The following is a 21223-nucleotide window of genomic DNA, read 5'->3' on the forward strand; positions in this document are numbered from 1 at the left end:
CATTGATTGAAGTAAAAAGCATGATGTTTCTAAGAGCTTGGCTGTTCCTCGCCACAGGGGGCGCCTTTATTGCGGGAGTGTGGCTGGTGTCTGAAGCACTCACATTTGAATCTAAGTATGCCCTGCTTTATTTGGGCGGAGGATTAATGGCGATTGTTTATGGATTAATCACATTTTTTATGGCTTTTCCGGCGTTCACAAGCCGGGGAAATATTATTTTCAGCGTAAAAACAGGTCCTGATGGCGAGATTTTCTCGCGAAATCGCAGTGCGCGTTTTTCAGAAATCAAACAGATTTATATGGGACGGCATCATAACAGTTTGAAAGGGATCTTTTTTGAGGATATCATCATCGAGAAAACAGATGGCAAGGCCGTTCGCATCCCTACCTGGAACATTATCGCGAACCCTCTGTTTTTTGAAGCGGTTGAACGCTATATCCTCCCCCATCTGAATGAAGAGGCGAAAAGCAACTGGATCAGCCAGTTTACGGAGATTCAGAGAAACGCTTATTTGAAGGAATTTGAGGATCATCCGAATCTTTAACAGCATTCCTCCTTTATAATGAAAGAGAAAAGCAAGTTGAGGAGTGCGCGTGATGCTGATGACCATTCTTTTATTTCTCGCGGCGGGGCTTGCCGAAATTGGCGGCGGGTATTTGGTTTGGCTGTGGCTGAGAGAGGCAAAGCCAGTCGGCTACGGGATCGCGGGAGCGCTGATCCTGATTGTCTACGGCATTCTTCCGACGTTTCAGTCCTTCCCTTCCTTCGGCCGTGTATACGCCGCTTATGGCGGGGTATTCATCGTGCTTGCGGTCCTGTGGGGATGGCTTGTCGACCGGAAAACACCTGATCTGTATGACTGGGTCGGCGCATTGATTTGTCTCCTCGGCGTCTGTGTCATTTTATTCGCGCCGCGCGGATAACAAAATGGCCTGCTTATAAAGCGGGCCATTTTTGATTAATCCTCTTTTAAGTTGGTCAGCTGCACTTCATGCTCCTCTTGCGGCTCATCGAGCGGATAAATTCTCGCTGTTCCGTCTTCTTCATTCACGTGCTGAATGTAAATAGGAACTCCGTTATATGTTACTTTCTTCATGTCGGGAGATTCTACAATTTCTTTCGCCCTTTGAATATTCATTCTAACACCCTCCTTCATACATAACGTTTCCATTTCTTGAAAGAAGTATGCTTTATGATTCAGCGGCCAAGTTGAATTTTTTCAGCCGTTTGTAGAAAGTGCTTCGGGGGATCCCGCTGATTTTGGCGGCTTGAGAGACGTTACCTTTTGCGGATTCAAGCGCTTTGATCATCATATCTTTTTGGATTTGCTCACGAAGGGTCAGCGCGCCGGCCGCATCCGGCTTTTTTTCTGCCGGGCTGATCGGCAGTCCGGCAGCTTCCAGTAAAGCGGTGAGCGGCTCATCCTTCAGCCGGCCGTCCGGAAATCTGATGGAAAGACGTTCAAACACATTAAACAGCTCGCGAATATTCCCCGGCCACCTCCATTGTTTCAGCACATCCAACAAAGCAAGGGGAAGTTCGCCAGGCCAATGATTTTTCTGTTTGTAGTACTGAAAGAGGTCCGGAATATCTTCGGGGCGGTCGCGTAAAGGAGGAAGATCGATTGGATAGACATGAAGGCGGTAAAACAAGTCCTCTCTGATTATCCCGCTTTCAGCAAGCTCGCGCAAATCACAATGTGTGGCGGCAATGACTCTAATATCAACCGGAATTTCTTTCGCTCCGCCGACCGGCGTAATCTTGCGTTCCTGAAGCACCCTTAAAAGCGCAACCTGCATTGAATGGGAGATTTCTCCGATCTCATCTAAAAATAAGGTCCCATGATTCGCTTTTTGAAAGGCGCCTTTGTAGCCGTTTCGTTTCGCTCCCGTAAAAGCGCCCTCCGCATAGCCGAAAAGCTCGCTTTCAATCAAGTCAGACGGGATCGCTCCGCAATTGACAGCAACAAACGGGCCGTGCCGCCGCTCGCTGTTCTCATGAAGCGCGCGTGCCGCGACTTCCTTCCCCGTACCCGTTTCGCCCGACAGACAGACCGTTGCATCCGCCGCAGCCGCTCGTTCAAGGTTCTTCAGCATTCCTTGCGATCGGCCGCTTTGCCCGATAACTCCATTGAAACGAAATGCCGGCTTTTTCTTTTGTTCCGAGAGATAAAAACACATGCCTCCATCTCCCATGGTGACTGCTTTTTCGATTGAAAAGCCCCGTTCTTTCAACTCATACAGGTGTCGGCCCTGCCAATCCGGTATTGAGGTTCGAATCGGCATGCTCGCGCTGATAATGTGCTGTTTGGTATTGCAGAGAACCATTGGCACACGGGATGCAGCCCTATCTCCAAAACGGCTGATCAGCTCCAGCTCTTTCTCGCGGCTTTTAGCTGCCAGTTCCCGTTCCGCGGCATAAGCGATCGCAGTGGCTATACCGAGCATGTGGGGATGCGCGCCTGCCGTTGGACACGATATGTCAATCACACCCGCAAGGCTGCCATCCTCATGGTGAATCGGAGCGGCTGAACAATTCCAGTGATGGGAAGCGATGGAGTAATGTTCTGATCCTTGTATCGCAACCGGCTCAATCACGTGGAGCGCCGTGCCAATCGCATTTGTTCCGACAGCCGTTTCCGTCCAGCACGCGCCCTTGACGAAGTTGATGCGTTTGGCTTCATAGAGCGCGCGGGGATGGCCGTCGAGTGACTGAACAACACCCTCTGAATCAATTAACAGCGCCATCATTTCCATTTCTTTTATGGCAGGCAGCAGTTTTTCGAGGTAAGGCTGTGCGGTCTTCAGGAAAAATGAATGCTTTTTTGACTGCTGATCCAGCTCCGTTTGCTGTAAAACCTTTGGGCCTTTTTCTAAATATGGGTTGACCTCAGCTTTTTTGCAGCGATGCCATGACTCGGCGATCCGTTTTCTTAACCGGGCTTCATCAAGTACACCGTCTTTCACAAAACGTTTCCAGGTTTGCAAATCGTTTGGGATCGAATTCATTTCCTTGATCGCTCCTCCCTTACACGCCGTTTTCATCTATTGTAGGGGAAAAATTAAGCGCTTTCAACAATAAAAAAGCAGGCGCCTTGTATCCCCCGCGCCTGCTTTTTTCCGTGTTATGCATGCACTGCAAGCCCAATTGTGCTTAACAGCGCCTCGTGTAATGTTTCCGACAGTGTCGGATGGGCGGCGATAAAATGCTCCGCCATATCAGTGGTCATCTCACCATTCATGATCGCAGCCGCCTGGCCGATGAGCTCGGTGACATCAGGACCAATCATCGAGACACCGACGATTTCGCCGAATTCAGGTTCCGCCACGATTTTGACCTTTCCTTCCGCTTGCTGTTTAATGAGCGCTTTGCCGTTTGCGGAAAAAGGAAATTCACCAATCTTCACATCCCCGTATTCGCTTCTTGCCTGTTGTTCTGTCATTCCGATACACGCGATTTCCGGTGATGTGTAAATGCAGCGGGGCACATGTTTCTCATTGATTTGGACATCCCTGCCGGAAGCATGAGAAGCAGCGATGATGCCCTCATGGAAAGCCGCATGCGCCAGCTGAATGCCTCCAATTGCGTCTCCGCACGCATAAATATGAGGCACGTTCGTCTGCATGTGCCCGTTCACCGGAATGCCTTTTGGAGAAAAATCTACTCCGGCCTGCTCCAGCTGCAATCCGTCAAGACGGGGTTTTCTGCCGATCGCCACCAGTACATAATCGGCCTTCGTTTTAAACTCTCGCTGCCCGCTTTTCCATATTGCCGTTTTGGCCGCTTGATCCACCCGCTCTAACCTGGATGCAGTGTGCACTTCAACACCGTCTTTTTCGAGCTTCTCCTGAAAGAGACGGGCAATATCTTCATCCTCAGCCGGGATCAGCTGGCCGGCTGTTTCAATGATGGTCACCTTCGATCCCAGTCTGGCAAACAGCCCGGCATACTCGCAGCCGATAACACCGCCGCCGACAATGACAAGTGAAGACGGAATCTCAGATAGAGAAAGCGCGTCCTTGCTGTCGATAATCCATTCGCCGTCAAACGGGGCGAATGGCAGCGCAATTGGCTCTGATCCCGATGCAATCAATACTTGGTCCGCCTCTCTGATTTCTTTTCCGTTCTCTCTTTCGATCAAGAGCTTTCTGTCAGAAAGAAAGGAGGCCGTCCCCTTCACAACCTGTATTTGATTTTTCTTCATCAAGTATTGAACGCCTTGGACAAGCTGACTGACAACCTGTTGTTTTCGGTTCTGCATTTTGCTCCAATCAACCGATATCGCACCGGGCGGAAGTTCGATTCCAAAGTGTCCGGCATGCTTGATTTTATCAAGAACGTTTGCGTTTTCTAATAAAGACTTTGTCGGGATGCAGCCTTCATTCAGGCAGGTTCCCCCAAGCGGGCCTTTGTCAATCAGCAGCACGGTTCTGCCCTGCTGTGCCGCGGAGACTGCAGCCGCATAGCCTGCAGGTCCGCCGCCGATAATGGCTAGTGTCATGTCGTTTTCACCTGCTTTTCCTATAAAATTAATACTGCCGGTTCTTCTAAATATGTTTTAATCGCCTTCAGAAATGCAGCCGCAGGAGCACCGTCACAGGCTCTGTGATCAAATGTCAGGCTAAGCGGCAGGATCGTGCTTCTCACAATCTCTTCCCCTTGATACACGGGCGTGTCATAGCTTGCTCCGATGCCGAGAATGCCTGTTTCCGGCGGATTTAATATCGGTGTGAAATGCTCGATTCCGAAAGCGCCAAGGTTTGTAATGGAGAAGGTTGAGCCTTGCAGTTCTTCGCTTCCCGCACGTCCCTCGCGCGCTTTTTTGGCATGTTCTGAGATGGATTGGGCCAGTTCGACCAGCGATTGCTTTTCAGCGTGGCGAATCACAGGCACAACTAATCCATTTTCCAAGGCCACAGCCATTCCGAGGTGCACATAAGGATGGGTGATGATGCGCTCATTTTGATAAAAACTGTTCAGCATAGGATGAGCTTGCAGGGCGAGAACGGCGGCTCTCGACACAAAATGAGTCATCGTCAGCTTTGTGCCGTACCTCTCTTCCGCTGTTGGAGAAAGCTGTTTTTGAAGGGCTGCCAGCTTGGTGATATCAGCCTTCATCGTAATCGTCAGCTGCGCGCTGTTTGCCAGGCTTTCCTGCATTCGGGCCGCGATGACTTTTCTCATCCCTGTCACCGGCGTTTCTTGCGCCTTCTGCTCAGAAACCGGCTCTGGCCGATCTTTTTTCTGTTCAGCAAGCGCCTTTGTTACGTCGTCTTTTACGATTCGCCCGCCTGGCCCTGTGCCTTTCAGCTGTTGCAGGTCTAATCCCGCTTTTTCCGCTATTTTTCTGGCGACTGGAGATATTTTGATTCGTTCTTTTTTCGCTACGGGTTTGTTTTCTTGTTTTTCGGGCTGGACGGCTAGCGGTTCGTTATCTTCTGCAACAGGTGCTTTCGCCTCTTCCGGCACCGATTCATTGGCGTCCCCGATGTAGCAGATCGCTGTGCCGGGCGGAACCTCTTCACCCTCTTTTACTTTGATATCGATCAGCGTTCCTTTTTCAGGCGCCTCAACATCCATTTCAATTTTCTCCGATTGAATGCTGGCAATGCTTTCTCCTTTTTCAACCGGATCGCCTACTTTTTTATTCCATATCGATACTTCCCCTTGTTTCATGGCCATTCCCAATTTTGGCATCACTACTTTTACCGCCATTTGTGTCCCCCCCATTAATTCATTGCCGGCTCGCCAAGCAATTCTAGCGTGACGCTGACAATTTGATCTGCTGTCGGCAAATATTGATCTTCAAGCACTGGTGAAAACGGCACCGGTGTATGCGGCGCTGTAATTCGTTTAATCGGCGCATCAAGCAAGTCAAAGCCCTTGTCGGCGACAATCGCAGCAATATCTGTGGCAATGCTGCAGCGCGGATTGGCTTCGTCAATGATGATCAGCCGGTTTGTTTTTTCCAACGATGTGAAAATCGCTTCCTCATCCAGAGGAGACAAACTGCGGGGATCAAGCACCTCGGCTTCGATGCCTTTCTCTGAAAGCTGTGCAGCCGCACTAAGCGCGGTATTGACCTGCTTGCCGACCGCAAACAGCGTGATATCGCCGCCTTCGCGTTTGATGTCCGCCTTTCCGAGCGGGATTGTATAATAATCTTCCGGCACCTCGCCCTTCATGTTGTAGGACGTTTTGTCTTCAAAAAAGAACACCGGATCATTGTCTTCGATTGCTGCAAGCAGCAGTCCTTTAGCGTCATACGGATTGGACGGAACAACCGTCTTCAGTCCCGGAATGCTGGTGAAAAGGCCATACAGCGCCTGTGAATGCTGGGCAGCGGCCCGGAACCCCGCTCCATATGTGGTGCGGACGGTAATCGGCACTTGCGCTTTTCCGCCGAACATATAGCGGAATTTCGCGCCTTGGTTGATCACCTGGTCAAAGCACGTGCCGATAAAATCGTTAAACATCAGCTCGGCAATCGGTCTCAGCCCTGTTGATGCCGCAGCCATGGCCGCACCCATGTAGCCCGCCTCAGAAATCGGTGTGTCCAGCACTCTTGTGCGCCCGAATTCCTGTACGAGCCCCTTTGTGACCCCTAATACACCGCCCCAAGCTTCATCATCCTGCAAATGATCGACCGCCGCTCCCCCGGCGACATCCTCGCCGATCAAAAGCACATTTTCGTCTCTTCTCATCGCAAGCTTCATTGCTTCATTGATCGCGTCTGACATGCTTATGACTCTCGCCATCTCACATTCCCCCTTTTTCATATGACACGTAGACGTCTGTCAGCAGTTCTGATTCTTTTGGATAAGGACTGTCTTCACTGAACGAGACGGCTTTTTCAATTGATTCATTGACACGCTCTTCAATGTCTGACAGTTTATTGGCATCAGTTTCTTTTAAAAGGTAGTTTTTAAAGCCTTGAATGGCATCCTTTTCTTCAAGATGCTCAGCTCTTTCATTCTTCGTTTTATACGTTTGGGCATCCCCTTCGAAATGGCCGTAATTTCTGTAGGTCATACATTCAATCAAAGACGGGCCTCCGCCGTTTCTTGCTCTTTCTATCGCTTCCTCGGCTGCCTGGTAAACTGCTAAAATATCTTTTCCGTCCACCGTGACCCCAGGCATATTATAGGCAGCCGCCCGATCAGCGATTGAATCGCAGGCCGACGCGTATTCAAATGGGGTGGCTTCGCCGTAGCCGTTGTTTTCATTGATAAACACGACAGGAAGGTTCCATACTGCCGCTAAGTTCAGCCCTTCATGGAAGGTGCCTTGGTTGTTTGCTCCGTCTCCAAAAAAGCAAACGCTTACATTTTTAGTCTGTTTATATTTAGCGGTGAGCGCTGATCCGCATGCGAGCGTAAATCCGCCCCCGACGATTCCATTTGCCCCTAACATGCCTTTATCGAGATCCGCAATGTGCATAGAACCGCCCTTGCCTTTGCACAGTCCGGTCGCTTTCCCGAAAATTTCCGCCATCATGCCGTCCAGATCACAGCCTTTAGCGATACAATGTCCATGTCCCCTGTGCGTGCTTGTAATGCTGTCGCCATTATCTAAATGAGCGCACACGCCTACCGCTACCGCTTCTTCACCGGCATACAAATGGACGAATCCGGGAAGCACTCCCTGTGCGAACAGTTCATGCACTTTGTCTTCAAAGCCCCTGATTTCCAGCATCTTTTGGTACATCCACAACGCTTTCTCCTCAGTTAATGACAAGCCTTCACGTTTTAACAATTCCATTTTGTGCGCCTCCTTCTATTTAGGGTTCACATTTATCAATGCAAGAAGTGTGCCAGTCTTTGATGCCCGTAAAATCAGTCTTTTCATTTTTACACTAGAGACAGTTTGAGACAGGTGTCTCATTTTGTCTCGATCTGATCCATTTGTCTCGTTTTATGGCATGCAAAAAAGACCGGGCATCACCCAGTCTTTGACAATGATCGACGTATTTATTTCCTCGGAAATCTTTTAACTCCCTAATTCCTCTGCATCGTTTGGCTGAATGGCTGTTTTCGGAAGAAAATCAATTGAATATTTGACATATCCGAAACCGCCGTCCCCGTCCTTCTGCATACAGTCTACCGTGCCGTTTGAGTATGTATATCCCTTTTCATTAAGTGTTTTTCTTACTGTTTCCGCCATCTTTGCGGCTTCTGTTTTTGATAACCCGCTCGCGTCTAACTGAATCGCCATGTTCATAGGCGCTTTTTCAGCCAGCTGTTTGTTCCATTTTGTATCTAATGTGAACTGGCCGTTTTCAATGATCAAAGCAGCGTCAGCTTTTATGATTTGCGGCACCTCTTTTTTCAGATCTGCTTTGATTTCCTTCGATGCTTCTTCATTTAAGTGTTTTGCTACTGATTCGGTATACGCTTCTTCAATTCCATCGCACGTGACTTTCGGATGGAGAAATCCCTTCGTGCACATTGGATAGCGATGAGATTGGATGTTTGCTTGGAACACATATTCAGTGGTTTTAGCGCTATATACCCCATTCGTGATGTTGATTTCTTTTTTAGGATAGGTCTGTTTCATATATGATGTGAGCTTTTGCTCTGCGGCATTTTTCGAAAAAGGATCACCGAATAAAACATGATAGATATACAAGCCACATCCAAATACAGCAATGGCAAGGAAGCCGAACACAATTCTTTTCATTTTCACACTCTTTTCCGAAAATATATTTTTACAGTTCATGCTTTTCTTCAACCGCTCTGTTCAGTGCCTGAAGCATGTAGCCAATGCCTTTGTACGGTGTTAGCGGCCAGCTGATGTGCTGGTGTTCACTGATGACGGCGTTAAGGACACTGCGATATTTTTTCCCGCCGAGCATGACGACCTCTTCTTTTTCGAAAAAGTCCTTTTCGCGAAATTGGCGGCTCAGCTCCTCCGCTGTCATGATCTCCGGATGACCGGTTCCAAAAGCCACATCGTAATTTTCGGGTACGATATCATCTGGGCGAAGGAATCCGTGCTTTGCAGACAAAGTGACCCACTCGTCAAAAAACGCTTTTGCATACCGCTCGCACGCCTGATGAAACGGGCTGAGATAAGCGTCTTCCGCCCTTGTTGGACCCGCGTCAGGCCGGACGTCCCATATTTTTTTCTTGCCGCAGGGGATGATGCATAGTCGTTTCATTTTTCTCTTCCCCCTATTTCTGTTTCATATAATAGTTGAAATAACAAGTGTCCCCTGTTTCATTTTTCATATCCCGGGCAGTTAGTTCCTCACATTATTGTGAAAGAGGCATTAGTTAAAATTCATTTTCCCAAACCAGATGTAAAATCTTCTTTGATCATTGAATACATATATAAATCTTCAAATTTACCACAAGCAAATTCATAGTGTCTCAGCAAGCCCTCTCTGCTAAAACCTTGTTTTTCCACTAGTTTTATCGATGAAATATTAGAAGGTTCAATAAGAGCTTCAATTCTTTCCAACTGCAAGTGGTTATATCCATATTTGACAACAGCCTCTAGTGCTTCACTGACGATTCCTTTTCGCCAGTAATCTTTGCTTAATTCATACCCAACTTCAGCTCGATAATGTTTTGCAAGTCTATTAAGAAATCCACAGCTTCCTATGACGATGCCAGAATCTTTAAGTGTAATGCCCCATCTGATACCTGTACCTTTTTCATATATGGATTTATACCACCTAATCTCTTCCCAAACATCACTAGTTGTTTCAAAGGGTTCTAACCCCATCGACTTAACAACATCTTGATCCGAAAGATATGTTAGCATATCTTTAGCATCTTCAACGTTTACTTCTCTTAACAATAATCTTTTTGTTTCAATTATAGGAAATTCTTTCACCATAAACTCCCCCTTCTTTGTATCCGCACCATCTCCTGTTATTACCACATTTTATCTGATCCTTTTCGATAAAAAAAGATAGCAAGGACAATTATCCCTGCTATCTTGATTCTTATCATACTTCAACAGCTTCTCGGCAGAATGTCTTCCCGCATATCAAATTTTTCGCAGGAAAAATCGGATTAAATACCGCTTCCACCAGTTTAACGTCCCACTTCGCTTTACCCTTGAATTGGGATCCTTATGCTATTGCTCCGCCCCATTAAGATACTTTCGCTCAAATTCATCGAGCAATGCACGCACTTCATCTGTTGAATTTGTGTTCATGCATTGGTTTCTTAATTCACTTGCCCCGCGGAATCCACGGAGATATATCTTGAAAAAGCGAGGAAGCGGTTTATATGCTCGAGCTTCTGTTTTTGAATATTCATCATGGAGATCCAGATGCAGTCTCAAAAGATCAATCAATTCCTTACTGCTATGCTCTTTCGGCTCTTTTTCAAAAGCAAAAGGATTTGTAAAAATACCGCGTCCGATCATTATCCCGTCAACGCCGTATTGTTCAGCAAGTTTCAAGCCAGTTTCACGGTTAGGTATGTCACCATTGATCGTCAAAAGTGTATCTGGTGCCACCTCGTCACGAAGTTTCTTAATTTCCGGAATCAGTTCCCAATGCGCATCTACTTTGCTCATTTCCGCTCTTGTACGCAGATGGATGGAAAGATTCGCAATGTCTTGTTTCAGTACGTGTGTCAGCCAGTCGCGCCATTCGTCCACATCCGTGTAACCAAGCCTTGTCTTCACACTCACAGGCAATCCTCCTGCTTTTGCTGCTCGTATTAATTCTGCCGCAACTTCAGGACGGCAAATAAGGCCGCTTCCCTTTCCATTCCCCGTCACATTAGGTACAGGACAGCCCATATTGATATCTAGACCCTTAAACCCTAATTCCGCCATGCCAATACTCATTTGCCGGAAGTTTTCAGGCTTATCTCCCCATATATGCGCCACCATTGGCTGTTCATCCTCAGTAAAGGTCAAACGGCCTCGCACACTATCCTTTCCATCTGGATGACAATAGCTCTCCGAGTTTGTAAACTCCGTAAAGAACACATCAGGTCTGCCTGCTTCACTCACAACATGGCGAAAAACAACATCAGTCACATCTTCCATTGGTGCCAGTACAAAAAATGGTCGTGGCAATTCACGCCAGAAATTATCTATCATCACACATTCAAATCCTTTCATTATGGATACCAGGCCAAACGTAATGAAGCAAAAATGTTCTTTTACACTTATAGCATGCTGAAGCGCTTCTTATCAAACGATAGTAAATTTTGAACATTTAAACGTTTACCCATAACACATAAATAGCGATAAAGTACACCGATCACAGGGTTAGGCACATGACTCGGGTTTCTGCCTCTATGGCTCTGACATTATTCTTATCAATAGCTGGGGGCTTATTACATATTGTTTCTTTGGCCCTAGTTACATAAAAGACAGCAGGGCAACGTTGGCGCATGAAAAAGACCCGGAAATCGGCAATATTCTTCTGCCGAAATCCAGATCTGATTAGGAATCGTTTCTTTTAATTAGACGATTTTAATACAAGCTTCGCCACGGCTTCAACATGAGCCGTCTGCGGAAACATATCCACAGGCTGAATATATTCTACACGATAGTCTTTTGACAGCGCCTGCAAATCCTTCGCAAGCGTGGATGGATTGCAGGAAACGTAGACAAATCGTTTCGGTTTGACTTTTTTGATCGTGTCCAGGAACGTGCTGTCACAGCCGGTTCTTGGCGGGTCGACGATGACGACGTCCGGGCGGAAGCCTTCTTTCGTCCATTTTGGGAGCCAGTGCTCGGCTGTTCCAGTTACGTATGTGGCATTTGCCATACCGTGTTTTTTGGCGTTTTTCTTGGCGTCATCAATCGATTCCTTGATGACGTCCATGCCGCGGACTTCCTTCGCTCCGTCCGCTACCCACATGCCGATGGTGCCGACGCCGCAATACGCGTCAACGACTTTTTCTTTTCCGGTCAGCTGCGCCGCTTTTTTCACTTCGCCGTACAGCTTGACGGTTTGCTCCGGATTGAGCTGGAAGAAAGCGCGGGCGCTCAGTTCAAATGACACATCGCCGAGCACCTCTTGGATCACTGTATGTCCGGCGAGCGGTTTTGTTTTCTCACCGAAAATGACAGAGGTTTTCGCTCCGTTTACATTTTGGATAATGGATTTGACCTCAGACAGGCGCTTTTGGATCGCTTTGACGATTTCTTCCTTGTGCGGAAGCGTTTCTTTTGCTGTCACAAGCACGACCTGCACCTCGCCTGTTTCAAAACCAACTCGCGTCACAATGGTGCGAACGTCGCCTTTTCGTTTCCGTTCATTATAAACAGACACATTGAAGTCCTCTAAAATGCGGCGGACGATGCCTGTTGTTTTGTTGGTTGCCGGATGCTGAACGATGCAATCTTTGATCGGCACGATGTCATGAGAATCGAGGCCGTATAAGCCGGCGATGATGCTCCCGCTTTGCGAGCGCCCGATCTGGAATTGGCTTTTGTTGCGGTAATTCCACGGGTTGTCCATGCCGATCGTTTCTTTGATTTCCATGTTTTCTACTTTAAACTTCGTATGGCGTTCAAGAGACTGAATGACGATGTCGCGTTTTTCCCGAAGCTGTTGGCTGTATGCAAGGTGCTGAAGCTGACAGCCGCCGCACTCTTCGTATACAGGGCAAGGCGGTGCCACGCGGTGCTCCGACGCCTTGCGGATCTTCTTCACGCGGCCCTCGGAAAACTTCGGCTGAACCTTTGTGGCCTGCACGACAACCTCTTCACCGGGAAGCGCGCCGGGCACGAAGACGACTTTTTTCTTAAAGTAGCCGACGCCTTCTCCGTTAATGCCAAGACGCTTAATCGTCAGGGGAAAGGTTTGTCCGACTTTCAGTTCAACGGGCGCCTGTTTTTTTTGTTGGTTCACATTGTTCTCTCCGTTTCTATATAGAGCTTTCTGCAAAATCGCAGAAAGTGAAATGTTTTTTTCACATCTTTCTAGTATAACACGCTTGCCTAGATTCCTTCATATTTTCCAAAAACTTTTCCAATTTTACTCAATCATCTAGCAAGACAGCCGATACAAGTTATGACTATTACATAAAAGAGGGATAAAATGAAGAAATTTCTAACCGCTGCCTGCGCATTAGGGTTACTATTCAGCGCAGCAGGATGCGGAAACGACAGCACCGCGACTTCTGCGAAAACAGAAAAAACAGCAGAAGACGAAAGCAAAAATCTGGATTTGCTAAAAAAAGACTTTAACAGTATTACCAAAGAAGATTGGGATAAAATCCATATTTCCAAAAAGGATTTAAACGGCGCATTTGAGAAAATGACAGAAGCCAATTCCGATGGAGAAAAAGTGGTTAAAAAAGTGGAAATCAAAAACAATACGGTTGTTGTCACCTTCAACAACTCAGACGGAAAATCGATGGAAAACGGTCTCTTGGCCATAGTCTTTGATCAGTTTCTTCGCGCATTGTATAAGCATTCGTCTTATTATGACAGCAGCGAACCAACCATTCGATTTGTCGATCTTGACAATCATCTGATTCAAGAAAGCGATAAGCCGCTGGATACCGACAATGAAACAGATGATTCAAGCCAAGACAGCGAGCATAAAATTCTTTCCAAGCCCGGTGAAACATCCACCGAGGACAATGGAGAAATCGTTACATTAGATAAAATAGCTGATATCGAGAAACAAACAACGATGAAGCCGTTAAAGATTACTGTCGATCAAGTCAAATTGCTGTCGCGTACCAATATCAGCCCTTTACAGCTGAAACTCTTTAAAAAAATGACAGACCAAAAAGTGTCTGAGCCGCTTCGATACATTCAAATCACTTATAAAGCCGAGAATACCGGAGACACACAAATGGATTGGAACGGCATTGAATCTGTTGAAACAGATGACGGACAAAAGCTGACCGTTGCAGATAATAATATCCTAAAAGGCAATGAACATCAGATTGCGCCGCATACAGAAAACGAAGGTGTGATAGGAGCGGTATACAGCGGAAAAGCGGAAGATCTTCACCAATTAAAAATCACGTTTTCCCCTGTTAACAGTGCCGACTCAGGCCAAAGCGTGACAGTGAAGCTTGATTAATCTCAGAGGCTGCCGAAAAGGCAGCCGTTTTTCATTCAATACTTCTCCACAAATACAAAGACGCATAACTTAAATAAGGCTCCCACTCCTTGCTCATCGCCTGCATGACATCCTTTGCCGGTTTGTCGTCCAGCTGAAAATGGCGTTTGAGCGCATTTTGGAGTCCAATATCGGCAAGCGGGAACAAATTTGGGCGCCCAAGCCCGAACATGAGAACGTTTTGCACGGTCCACGGGCCGATGCCTCTGATTTTGACCAGCTTCTTCATGATGTCTTCATCTGTCATCTCCGGCAGCTTCGACAAGTCGAGTGTGCCTTCAGCGATCATCCTTGACGTATCAATGGCGTATTCCGCTTTCCTCATGCTGAATTGCAGATCGCGCAGATCCTGATAATCGAGTTCCGCAATCGTTTCCGGCGTTGGATAGCACCACACGCCGTCCTTCTGTTCACCAAACGCATGAACAAACCGTTCGGTTAACGTATAAGCGAAGGAGAGGTTGAGCTGCTGGTGGATGATGCATTTCATGATGCAATTGTACACGCTATAGTCCAGTACAAGCGGCGTGCCTGCATGCGCTTCAAAAATGGCGGACAGACTCGTTTTTGAAAAATGATCGAGAACGTGCTGCAGATCATGTTCCCATTGAAAAATCCGCTTGATTTCCTTCATCATCTCTTCCTGATCCGTTTCCCCGCTGACGAGAAACTCAGGCTCATCAGCATGGCCCAACGCCTGTACCTTTACAATGCACACGTCTCCCCCTTGGTTTCTGATCGGCACGCGTATTTCCCGCGCTTCTTTATCTGCCGCATTGAGAGGGTCTAAAGACAGTCTGTCCAACACGCGGTCAAAATGGTACGGAGGCGTGACAGATACGTTTTCCTTCCACATGCAATCCACCCTTTTTCCGTTTTTTGTCCAGTATAACACGCCGCTGGAAATAGGCAGAACACCGTATACTTTTCTCATAAAGGCAGCATGATATAATGGCAGGTGGAGGGTTGTTTATGATCAACATTACCGCAATGACAACAGAGCATCAGCTGCTGAAAAATATACCGATCGAACGAGTGGAACAACCTGATATTGCGTGGTACTGGGTTGATTTATACGGCCCGGAGGATACGGAAACGGCATTATTGAGAGATTTTTTTCATTTTCATCCGCTTGCCATTGAAGATTGCTTCCAGCATATGCAGCGGCCGAAGCTTGACCATTATGACGGCTATCGTTTTTACGTGATTCATGCGCTGAATAAGGAGACGCTGGAGACTGAGGAAGTGGATATCTTTCAAGGCGAAAGATTTGTCGTCACCTTTCATTTACACGAAACGCCCGGGATCGCCAAAGTCCGGGAGCGTTTGTATGCTTCACCGGACCTATTCAAAAAAGGGCCTGGGCATATCTCTTATATGATCATGGATCAGCTTGTTGATGAATATTTTCCTCTCGTGTACAAAATTGAAGACCGGCTGAACGAAATTGAAGAAAGCCGGCCCCACAAAACATATGGAACACTGATGAATGAGGTGTTTGATCTGAGGACAGATCTATTGCATCTGAGACGGACGGTTATTCCGATGCGTGATTTGCTCTATCGGATTTTAACCCTTGATCATGTGAAAGAGCATCAGGAAACGAAAGCCTATTTCAGCGACATATACGATCATTTGTTAAAATTATCTGAAATTGTGGAATCCAACCGTGACATGACGTCCGACTTGCGCGACAGCTATGTGACACTGAATACAAACCGGATGAATGCGATTATGATGACACTGACGATCGTGTCGACCATTTTTATCCCGCTCACCTTTATTGCCGGTGTGTACGGGATGAACTTCGACTACATGCCCGAGCTTCATTGGGATTACGGATATTTCGCCGTACTCGGCCTGATGGCTGCGCTTGTGATCGGGATGCTGATATGGTTTGTACATAAAGGATGGTTCAACATATTTAAATGAGGACAGCGTAAAGCTGTTCTTTTTTATATTGGCAAGCCGCTTTTCATGCATATGATGTTCAATTTGTTTATAATGGAAAAAATGTTCAGGGAGTGATCAGTTTGAAAATTGCTGTTATCGGACTCGGCAATATGGGACAGCCCATTGCCCGAAACGTGCTTCAGGAAGGCTATGAATTGACTGTTTATAATCGGACTAAACAAAAGACGAAGGAATTTGTAACAGAAGGTGCACAGGCAGCTGACACGCCGCGACAGGCCGCAGAGTCCGCTGATATTGTCATAACGATGCTTTCAGATGACGATTCTGTCAGCGCCGTGACATTCGGAGAAGACGGGCTGATTGAAGGATTAGCCAAGAACGGCATCCACATTTCAATGAGCACAATCAGTGTCGAGTCCTCTGAAAAGCTCGCAGCGGCCCATGCGGAAAAAGGACAATCCTTCCTCGCCGCTCCAGTACTCGGAAGACCGGATGCGGCCGCCAAAGCCGCGCTCCGCATCATAACAGCCGGGCCGGCTGAAGCGAAGCAAACCGCCAAGCCTCTGCTTGACAGCCTGAGCCAGCAGGTATTTGACGTTGGCGAAGAAAGCAAGACGGCAAACGCGGCCAAAATCAGCATCAATTTCTTGCTCGTGTCTATGCTGGAGGCGTTATCTGAATCATTCTTAATGATGGAGAAGTACGGCTTAGAACAAAAACAATTTTTAGAAATCGCCAGCGCTCTCTTTGGCTCTCCTGTCTATCAAAATTACGGAACCATCATGGCTGAGCAGAAATTTGAGCCTGCCGGTTTCAAAATGTCTTTAGGACTGAAGGATACCAACCTGGCACTTGCCGCCGCTGAACAAGTGTCTGCACACCTCCCTCTTGCCGAGCTGGCCAAGAGCCATTTTGAAAGCGGGATTGAAAAAGGCTTCGGAGATCTGGATTGGGCCGCACTCATTCAATGTATGAAATAAGAAGAAAGCCTCTCCGTTTATGGAGAGGCTTTCAGATTGTAGACAAAGTCCTAAAACGGTTTTCGTTTTGGGACTTTGTCATCTTTTCAGCGTGATTGAAAACCCTTGAAGTCTAGGAAGGGCGAGCATTGGAGCGGAGGGAATGTTATCATTCGTGAGCACCAACGCGCAGGACTGACAACGAATGCGAGGGTTTGTCGACACGCTGAGCCTCTACGTTCATGGAGAGGCTTTCTCGTTACAAGGAAGGCAGCTTCATTTCTTTCTCAAACATCAAATCATCAATGCTTTTAAATGTGTAACCTTGTTTTTTCAGGTCTGTAATCGCATCATCCAGTGCTTCGGCATTGTCCTTCGATACGGTGTGAAGCAGGTAAATGGCTCCTGGGTGCGCCTGCTTGATCATATGATCGTAGGCATATTTCTTCCCCTTTTGGTTTTTGATTTTCCAATCAACAAAAGCGACCGACCAGAAAATGGTTTGATAGCCTAAGCGTTTCGTTTCTTTCAGCACGTATTCACTGAACACGCCGCGCGGCGGGCGCAGATACAGGTTGTCCTGCTTTCCCGTAATTTTATAGACCTCTTCGTTGACTGAATCGAGTTCGTCCTGAATCTGGTCCGCTGTTTTTTTCGTCAGATCCGGATGGTGAAAGGAATGGTTGCCGATAATATGCCCTTCATCTGACATGCGCTTAATCAGCTTAGGCTGGTCCTTCACGAAATGCCCGGTGACAAAAAAGGTTCCTGTTACGCGATGTTTTTTTAAGACATCAAGCACTTTTGGCGTATAGCCATTTTCATAGCCGTTATCAAACGTTAAGTAAATCGTTTTTTCCTTTGTATTGCCTAAATAAAACGCCTCATATTTTTCAATTAAACTGTTCAGTTGCTCCCCGGCATCAGGCGGCTGATGATTGACACTTCGTTTAAAGCCCCAGTTAATCGGGTCATTCGGCACCGCTCTCGCCTGTACTGCTCCCCCGGCAAGCAAGACGGCGGCACAGCATATTGAACACATCCACTTCATGGCCAGCGCTCCTTCTGCATTTTTTTATATTTTACAGAAAGGCGCTTCGTTTTATACTGACGCTTTATGTCAAAATAAAAAACCGCAGCGTGCGCGCGGTTTTATTCCCAGTCTTTTTTAAAGCGTTCGTATTTCGCTTCCAGATCATCAAGCATGCTGATGAGTCTGTCTATATCTTCAACGTCAGTTGCTTCAGGGTCTAATGAATCAACGACGTTCATAAACATGTCGAGTCTGTTCTTTAAATAATCAAGCTGCTGATCCTTATTATTTACGGCGTTTCCCATTCTGTTCCTCCATTCATTTTTTATTATGGTAGCTCATTTTTTGCCGTTTTTCAATCGCTGCGCTACTTGCGATCTTGACAAATCAGGTCTAAAATTAACTGTTGGCAGCATTAGTATGCCCCATTTATAAAGGAGTTAGATAGTCATGACACAAAACACGAAGCTGCATCCCATCACACCCGAGTTTGATCCTTGGGAAGCCTATATGGATGTTGAACAGTATGGAGACATGCAGCTGACAAACGTTGAATTCACAACAACGACACTGTGCAATATGAGATGCGAGCATTGCGCTGTAGGCTATACATTGCAGCCTAAAGACCCGAATGCTCTGCCAATAGACCTTCTGTTAAAACGGCTGGAGGAAATCCCGCGTCTGAGATCCATCAGCATTACAGGCGGAGAGCCGATGCTTTCATTAAAATCAGTAAAGGAATATGTCGTTCCGTTATTAAAATACGCCCATGAACGGAGCGTGCGGACGCAGATCAATTCCAACCTGACCCTTGATATTGATCGATACGAATGGATTATTCCGTATCTTGATGTCCTGCATATTTCGCATAACTGGGGTACAGTTGAAGATTTTGCAGAGATCGGCTTTGCCATGATGGACAGAAAACCGACTTTCGAACAGCGCGCGCGTTATTTTGAAAAAATGATCGAAAACAGCCGCACGCTCGTGGATGCCGGGGTGATGGTTTCTGCGGAAACGATGCTGAACAAACGGACACTTCCGCATATTGAGCATATTCACCGCCAAATCACAGAAGATATGAAATGTCAGCGTCACGAAGTCCATCCGATGTACCCGAGCGATTTCGCAAGCGCTCTTGAATCTCTCAGCCTGAAAGAGATGAGACAGTCCATTCACCGTTTGCTGGACATTCGTGATGAAAATACATGGATGCTGTTCGGGACACTCCCGTTTTATGCCTGCAGTTCGAACGAAGAGGATCAAAAGCTGCTTCACCGGCTTCGCGCCGCGAAAAACGTCACGGTGAGAAACGACCCTGACGGCCGTTCCCGCCTGAATGTGAACATTTTCGACGGAAACATTATCGTAACAGATTTCGGCGATACACCGCCGCTTGGCAATATCCAGACGGACAGCCTCCCTTCCGCCTATGAAAAATGGAGAGAGACAAAGCTTGCCAAAGAGCTGAATTGCCACTGCCCGAATGTCCGATGCCTCGGGCCGAATGTTCTCGTCAAAAACAGTTATTATCAGGATGCAGATTTCACAAAACGTCAAGCCAGGAGTTAGATGCGAATGGAAGAAAAACTTACAGAGATTTTCCAGAATAAAATCGTCGATATTCTTCTCGTTGCTGTCATTCTGTGGATCGGTGTTTTTATCATCAACCGGCTGGTCCAGCTATTTTTTAAACGGACGGACTTCATTGAAGAAAGAAAAGAAAAAACAATTGAAAGCCTTATCCGTTCTGTCACCCAGTACACAGCGACAATCGCTTTTATCTTTTATGTTATGTCTTTATTTGTTCATGATTTCGGCAAAATTTTAGCCGGGGCGGGTGTAGCCGGTATCGTCATCGGTTTTGGCGCCCAATCACTGATTAAAGATGTGCTGGCAGGTGTGTTTTTGATTTATGAACGCCAGCTGCACAAAGGCGATTATGTCACCGTTAACAATTTGTTTAACGGAACTGTTGAGGAAATCGGCCTTCGCTCGCTGCAAATCCGGGAATGGAGCGGGAAGCTGCTCACCATCAGCAACGGCGAAGTCAGGCAGATAGAGAACTATAATATTGATTTTATGCGGATTACCGAATCCTTTGTCATCAGCTTTAAGGAAGATCCGGACCGCGTGTACAGTGTATTAGAAGAGGCATGCGACACGCTGAATGAAGAGCTTCGGGATTCATTGAAGCTGAATGAATTCGGCAATCCGGCAGAACCCTTTCAAATACACGGGATCACCGCATTGAATCATATCAATCGCGGCGTCGAATTTACGGTAAAAGGCATGGTCAAAGATGACGATTATTTCAGCGCCAGCCTTGCAGCCAGAAGGATTCTCGTTCGCCAGCTGTACCAAAACAATGTGCAAATGCTTGAAGAAGCGGTCAGAATCGAGAGAACACAATAAACAAAAAAACTGATTCCGCCTGAATGGAATCAGTTTTTTATTTATCTTGGCTGCGAGGAAAGCTGAAAGCCAAATGTGACATGGTCTTGAACCGGAATCCAAGCACCGATACCCTGTGATGTGACATTTTTCACGACAAGTTTTCGTTTATTCCCTTTCAGCACTAAGTATACTTCTCCGTAAGTCACTTTTCCTTTTTCATTCACAGCCGGCGCATATGCGTTTAGATAACCAAGTTTCTTAGGAGCGACTTTATAAATTTGATCCCGCTTTGTACCCGCTCCGACGACCGTATCAAATGCCAGCGGAAGGTTCGTTTTCTTCATTGCTTTCAGCATCATCATGCTTTTAACATCTTCAGCATTTGGAACCTTAGCTGTCAGGCCGCCCTTCACTTTGTATTGCTGTTCCTGGGCATAGTGCATTTCAGCCGTTTCTTTTCCGCCGCGGTTATCCGCACGGTTTGTATTGATTTTTTTATATTCCCAATTTGCGACTGTTTCGTTTGATTCATAGCCGAGCGCCCATTTCCCGAGAAAGATTGTCGCCCGGTAGCCGACCGCAAGCGGTGTGCCGGATATGTTGGATTCATTCAGCATTTTGATGAGGTGCGGGTTTTCAATCTTCACATCAGAATGATCGAGCAATTCCTTTGCAAGCTTGCTCGGCTGAAGCATCGGCTGATCCTGTGAAGCATTCGGATACGTGTTTTCCTTCGAGATGCTTGCGACAGAGTCAGGAACCTTAAACTGCTTTTTCGCGTGGATGGGCTGAACGCCGAAAAAACTAAAGAATAACAGCACAATAAGTGTGGAATGAAATAACTTTTTCATCATATCACT

At 46.8% G+C, this 21223-nt stretch carries 22 protein-coding genes; 7 read left to right on the top strand and 15 right to left on the bottom strand.

Annotated features, from left to right (window positions below):
* Positions 1–2: 2 nt before the first annotated feature.
* Positions 3–545, top strand: a complete 543-nt coding sequence (locus JMN17_RS12885) for a YfjD family protein (RefSeq protein ID WP_277986985.1) — start codon at positions 3–5, stop codon at positions 543–545.
* Positions 546–594: 49 nt separating this feature from the next.
* A complete protein-coding gene (locus JMN17_RS12890; protein WP_087992577.1) occupies positions 595–924 on the top strand; it encodes a YnfA family protein in 330 nt (109 codons plus the stop codon).
* 35 nt (positions 925–959) lie between these two features.
* On the opposite strand, the gene JMN17_RS12895 is transcribed toward JMN17_RS12890, so the two are convergent.
* From JMN17_RS12895 to rlmD, 11 genes are all read right to left on the bottom strand, one after another.
* Positions 960–1139 (bottom strand): small acid-soluble spore protein H, encoded by a 180-nt coding sequence (locus JMN17_RS12895; RefSeq protein ID WP_087992576.1) that lies wholly within the window; start codon positions 1137–1139, stop codon positions 960–962.
* Between the two features lie 52 nt (positions 1140–1191).
* Complete coding sequence (locus JMN17_RS12900; RefSeq protein ID WP_087992575.1) at positions 1192–3009, bottom strand: sigma-54-dependent Fis family transcriptional regulator; 1818 nt, start codon at positions 3007–3009, stop codon at positions 1192–1194.
* A gap of 116 nt (positions 3010–3125) precedes the next feature.
* Positions 3126–4502: an acetoin dehydrogenase complex dihydrolipoyl dehydrogenase gene (acoL, locus tag JMN17_RS12905; RefSeq protein WP_202328279.1), complete on the bottom strand. Its 1377-nt coding sequence runs from the start codon at positions 4500–4502 to the stop codon at positions 3126–3128.
* A gap of 20 nt (positions 4503–4522) precedes the next feature.
* The gene (locus JMN17_RS12910) at positions 4523–5716 is read right to left on the bottom strand and encodes a dihydrolipoamide acetyltransferase family protein (RefSeq protein ID WP_202328280.1); all 1194 of its coding nucleotides are present in this window, start codon (positions 5714–5716) and stop codon (positions 4523–4525) included.
* Between the two features lie 14 nt (positions 5717–5730).
* Entirely contained in the window at positions 5731–6759 is a 1029-nt protein-coding gene (gene acoB, locus JMN17_RS12915) for an acetoin:2,6-dichlorophenolindophenol oxidoreductase subunit beta (RefSeq protein ID WP_087992572.1), read from the bottom strand.
* A 1-nt stretch (position 6760) separates the two neighbouring features.
* Positions 6761–7762 carry an acetoin:2,6-dichlorophenolindophenol oxidoreductase subunit alpha gene (gene acoA / locus JMN17_RS12920; protein WP_087992571.1) on the bottom strand — a complete coding sequence of 334 codons (1002 nt, stop codon included), beginning with the start codon at positions 7760–7762 and terminating at the stop codon, positions 6761–6763.
* Between the two features lie 228 nt (positions 7763–7990).
* The gene (locus JMN17_RS12925; RefSeq protein WP_087992570.1) at positions 7991–8680 is read right to left on the bottom strand and encodes a YfjL-like protein; all 690 of its coding nucleotides are present in this window, start codon (positions 8678–8680) and stop codon (positions 7991–7993) included.
* Positions 8681–8708: 28 nt separating this feature from the next.
* Positions 8709–9161, bottom strand: a complete 453-nt coding sequence (locus JMN17_RS12930) for a DUF6884 domain-containing protein (protein WP_087992569.1) — start codon at positions 9159–9161, stop codon at positions 8709–8711.
* 122 nt (positions 9162–9283) lie between these two features.
* On the bottom strand, positions 9284–9841 hold the full coding sequence (locus JMN17_RS12935; protein ID WP_176365294.1) for a GNAT family N-acetyltransferase: 558 nt from the start codon (positions 9839–9841) through the stop codon (positions 9284–9286).
* A gap of 246 nt (positions 9842–10087) precedes the next feature.
* Positions 10088–11068, bottom strand: coding sequence for a tRNA dihydrouridine synthase (locus tag JMN17_RS12940; protein WP_202328405.1), 981 nt, complete (start codon positions 11066–11068; stop codon positions 10088–10090).
* A 364-nt stretch (positions 11069–11432) separates the two neighbouring features.
* On the bottom strand, positions 11433–12833 hold the full coding sequence (gene rlmD, locus JMN17_RS12945) for a 23S rRNA (uracil(1939)-C(5))-methyltransferase RlmD (protein ID WP_202328281.1): 1401 nt from the start codon (positions 12831–12833) through the stop codon (positions 11433–11435).
* 189 nt (positions 12834–13022) lie between these two features.
* On the opposite strand from rlmD, the gene JMN17_RS12950 reads away from it, so the two are divergent.
* The gene (locus JMN17_RS12950) at positions 13023–14021 is read left to right on the top strand and encodes a hypothetical protein (protein WP_202328282.1); all 999 of its coding nucleotides are present in this window, start codon (positions 13023–13025) and stop codon (positions 14019–14021) included.
* A gap of 31 nt (positions 14022–14052) precedes the next feature.
* Here the strand turns inward: JMN17_RS12950 and JMN17_RS12955 are convergent, their stop codons facing one another.
* The gene (locus JMN17_RS12955) at positions 14053–14916 is read right to left on the bottom strand and encodes a DNA-3-methyladenine glycosylase family protein (protein WP_202328283.1); all 864 of its coding nucleotides are present in this window, start codon (positions 14914–14916) and stop codon (positions 14053–14055) included.
* A 116-nt stretch (positions 14917–15032) separates the two neighbouring features.
* On the opposite strand from JMN17_RS12955, the gene corA reads away from it, so the two are divergent.
* Together corA and JMN17_RS12965 are read left to right on the top strand one after the other, a co-directional pair.
* Positions 15033–15992, top strand: a complete 960-nt coding sequence (gene corA, locus JMN17_RS12960; protein WP_087992565.1) for a magnesium/cobalt transporter CorA — start codon at positions 15033–15035, stop codon at positions 15990–15992.
* A gap of 101 nt (positions 15993–16093) precedes the next feature.
* Complete coding sequence (locus JMN17_RS12965; protein ID WP_202328284.1) at positions 16094–16954, top strand: NAD(P)-dependent oxidoreductase; 861 nt, start codon at positions 16094–16096, stop codon at positions 16952–16954.
* A 238-nt stretch (positions 16955–17192) separates the two neighbouring features.
* Here JMN17_RS12965 and pdaA read toward each other — a convergent pair whose 3' ends face one another.
* Together pdaA and JMN17_RS12975 are read right to left on the bottom strand one after the other, a co-directional pair.
* A complete protein-coding gene (pdaA, locus tag JMN17_RS12970; protein WP_087992563.1) occupies positions 17193–17984 on the bottom strand; it encodes a delta-lactam-biosynthetic de-N-acetylase in 792 nt (263 codons plus the stop codon).
* 101 nt (positions 17985–18085) lie between these two features.
* The gene (locus tag JMN17_RS12975; RefSeq protein ID WP_087992562.1) at positions 18086–18271 is read right to left on the bottom strand and encodes an SE1561 family protein; all 186 of its coding nucleotides are present in this window, start codon (positions 18269–18271) and stop codon (positions 18086–18088) included.
* Between the two features lie 145 nt (positions 18272–18416).
* On the opposite strand from JMN17_RS12975, the gene yfkAB reads away from it, so the two are divergent.
* A complete protein-coding gene (yfkAB, locus tag JMN17_RS12980; protein WP_202328285.1) occupies positions 18417–19538 on the top strand; it encodes a radical SAM/CxCxxxxC motif protein YfkAB in 1122 nt (373 codons plus the stop codon).
* A complete protein-coding gene (mscC, locus tag JMN17_RS12985) occupies positions 19539–20381 on the top strand; it encodes a mechanosensitive ion channel protein MscC (protein WP_087992560.1) in 843 nt (280 codons plus the stop codon).
* Positions 20382–20422: 41 nt separating this feature from the next.
* On the opposite strand, the gene JMN17_RS12990 is transcribed toward mscC, so the two are convergent.
* Entirely contained in the window at positions 20423–21217 is a 795-nt protein-coding gene (locus JMN17_RS12990; protein ID WP_202328286.1) for a YfkD famly protein, read from the bottom strand.
* Between the last annotated feature and the right edge of the window lie 6 nt (positions 21218–21223).

The organism is Bacillus sp. RHFS10, from assembly GCF_016757475.1.
Lineage (GTDB): Bacteria > Bacillota > Bacilli > Bacillales > Bacillaceae > Bacillus > Bacillus subtilis_G.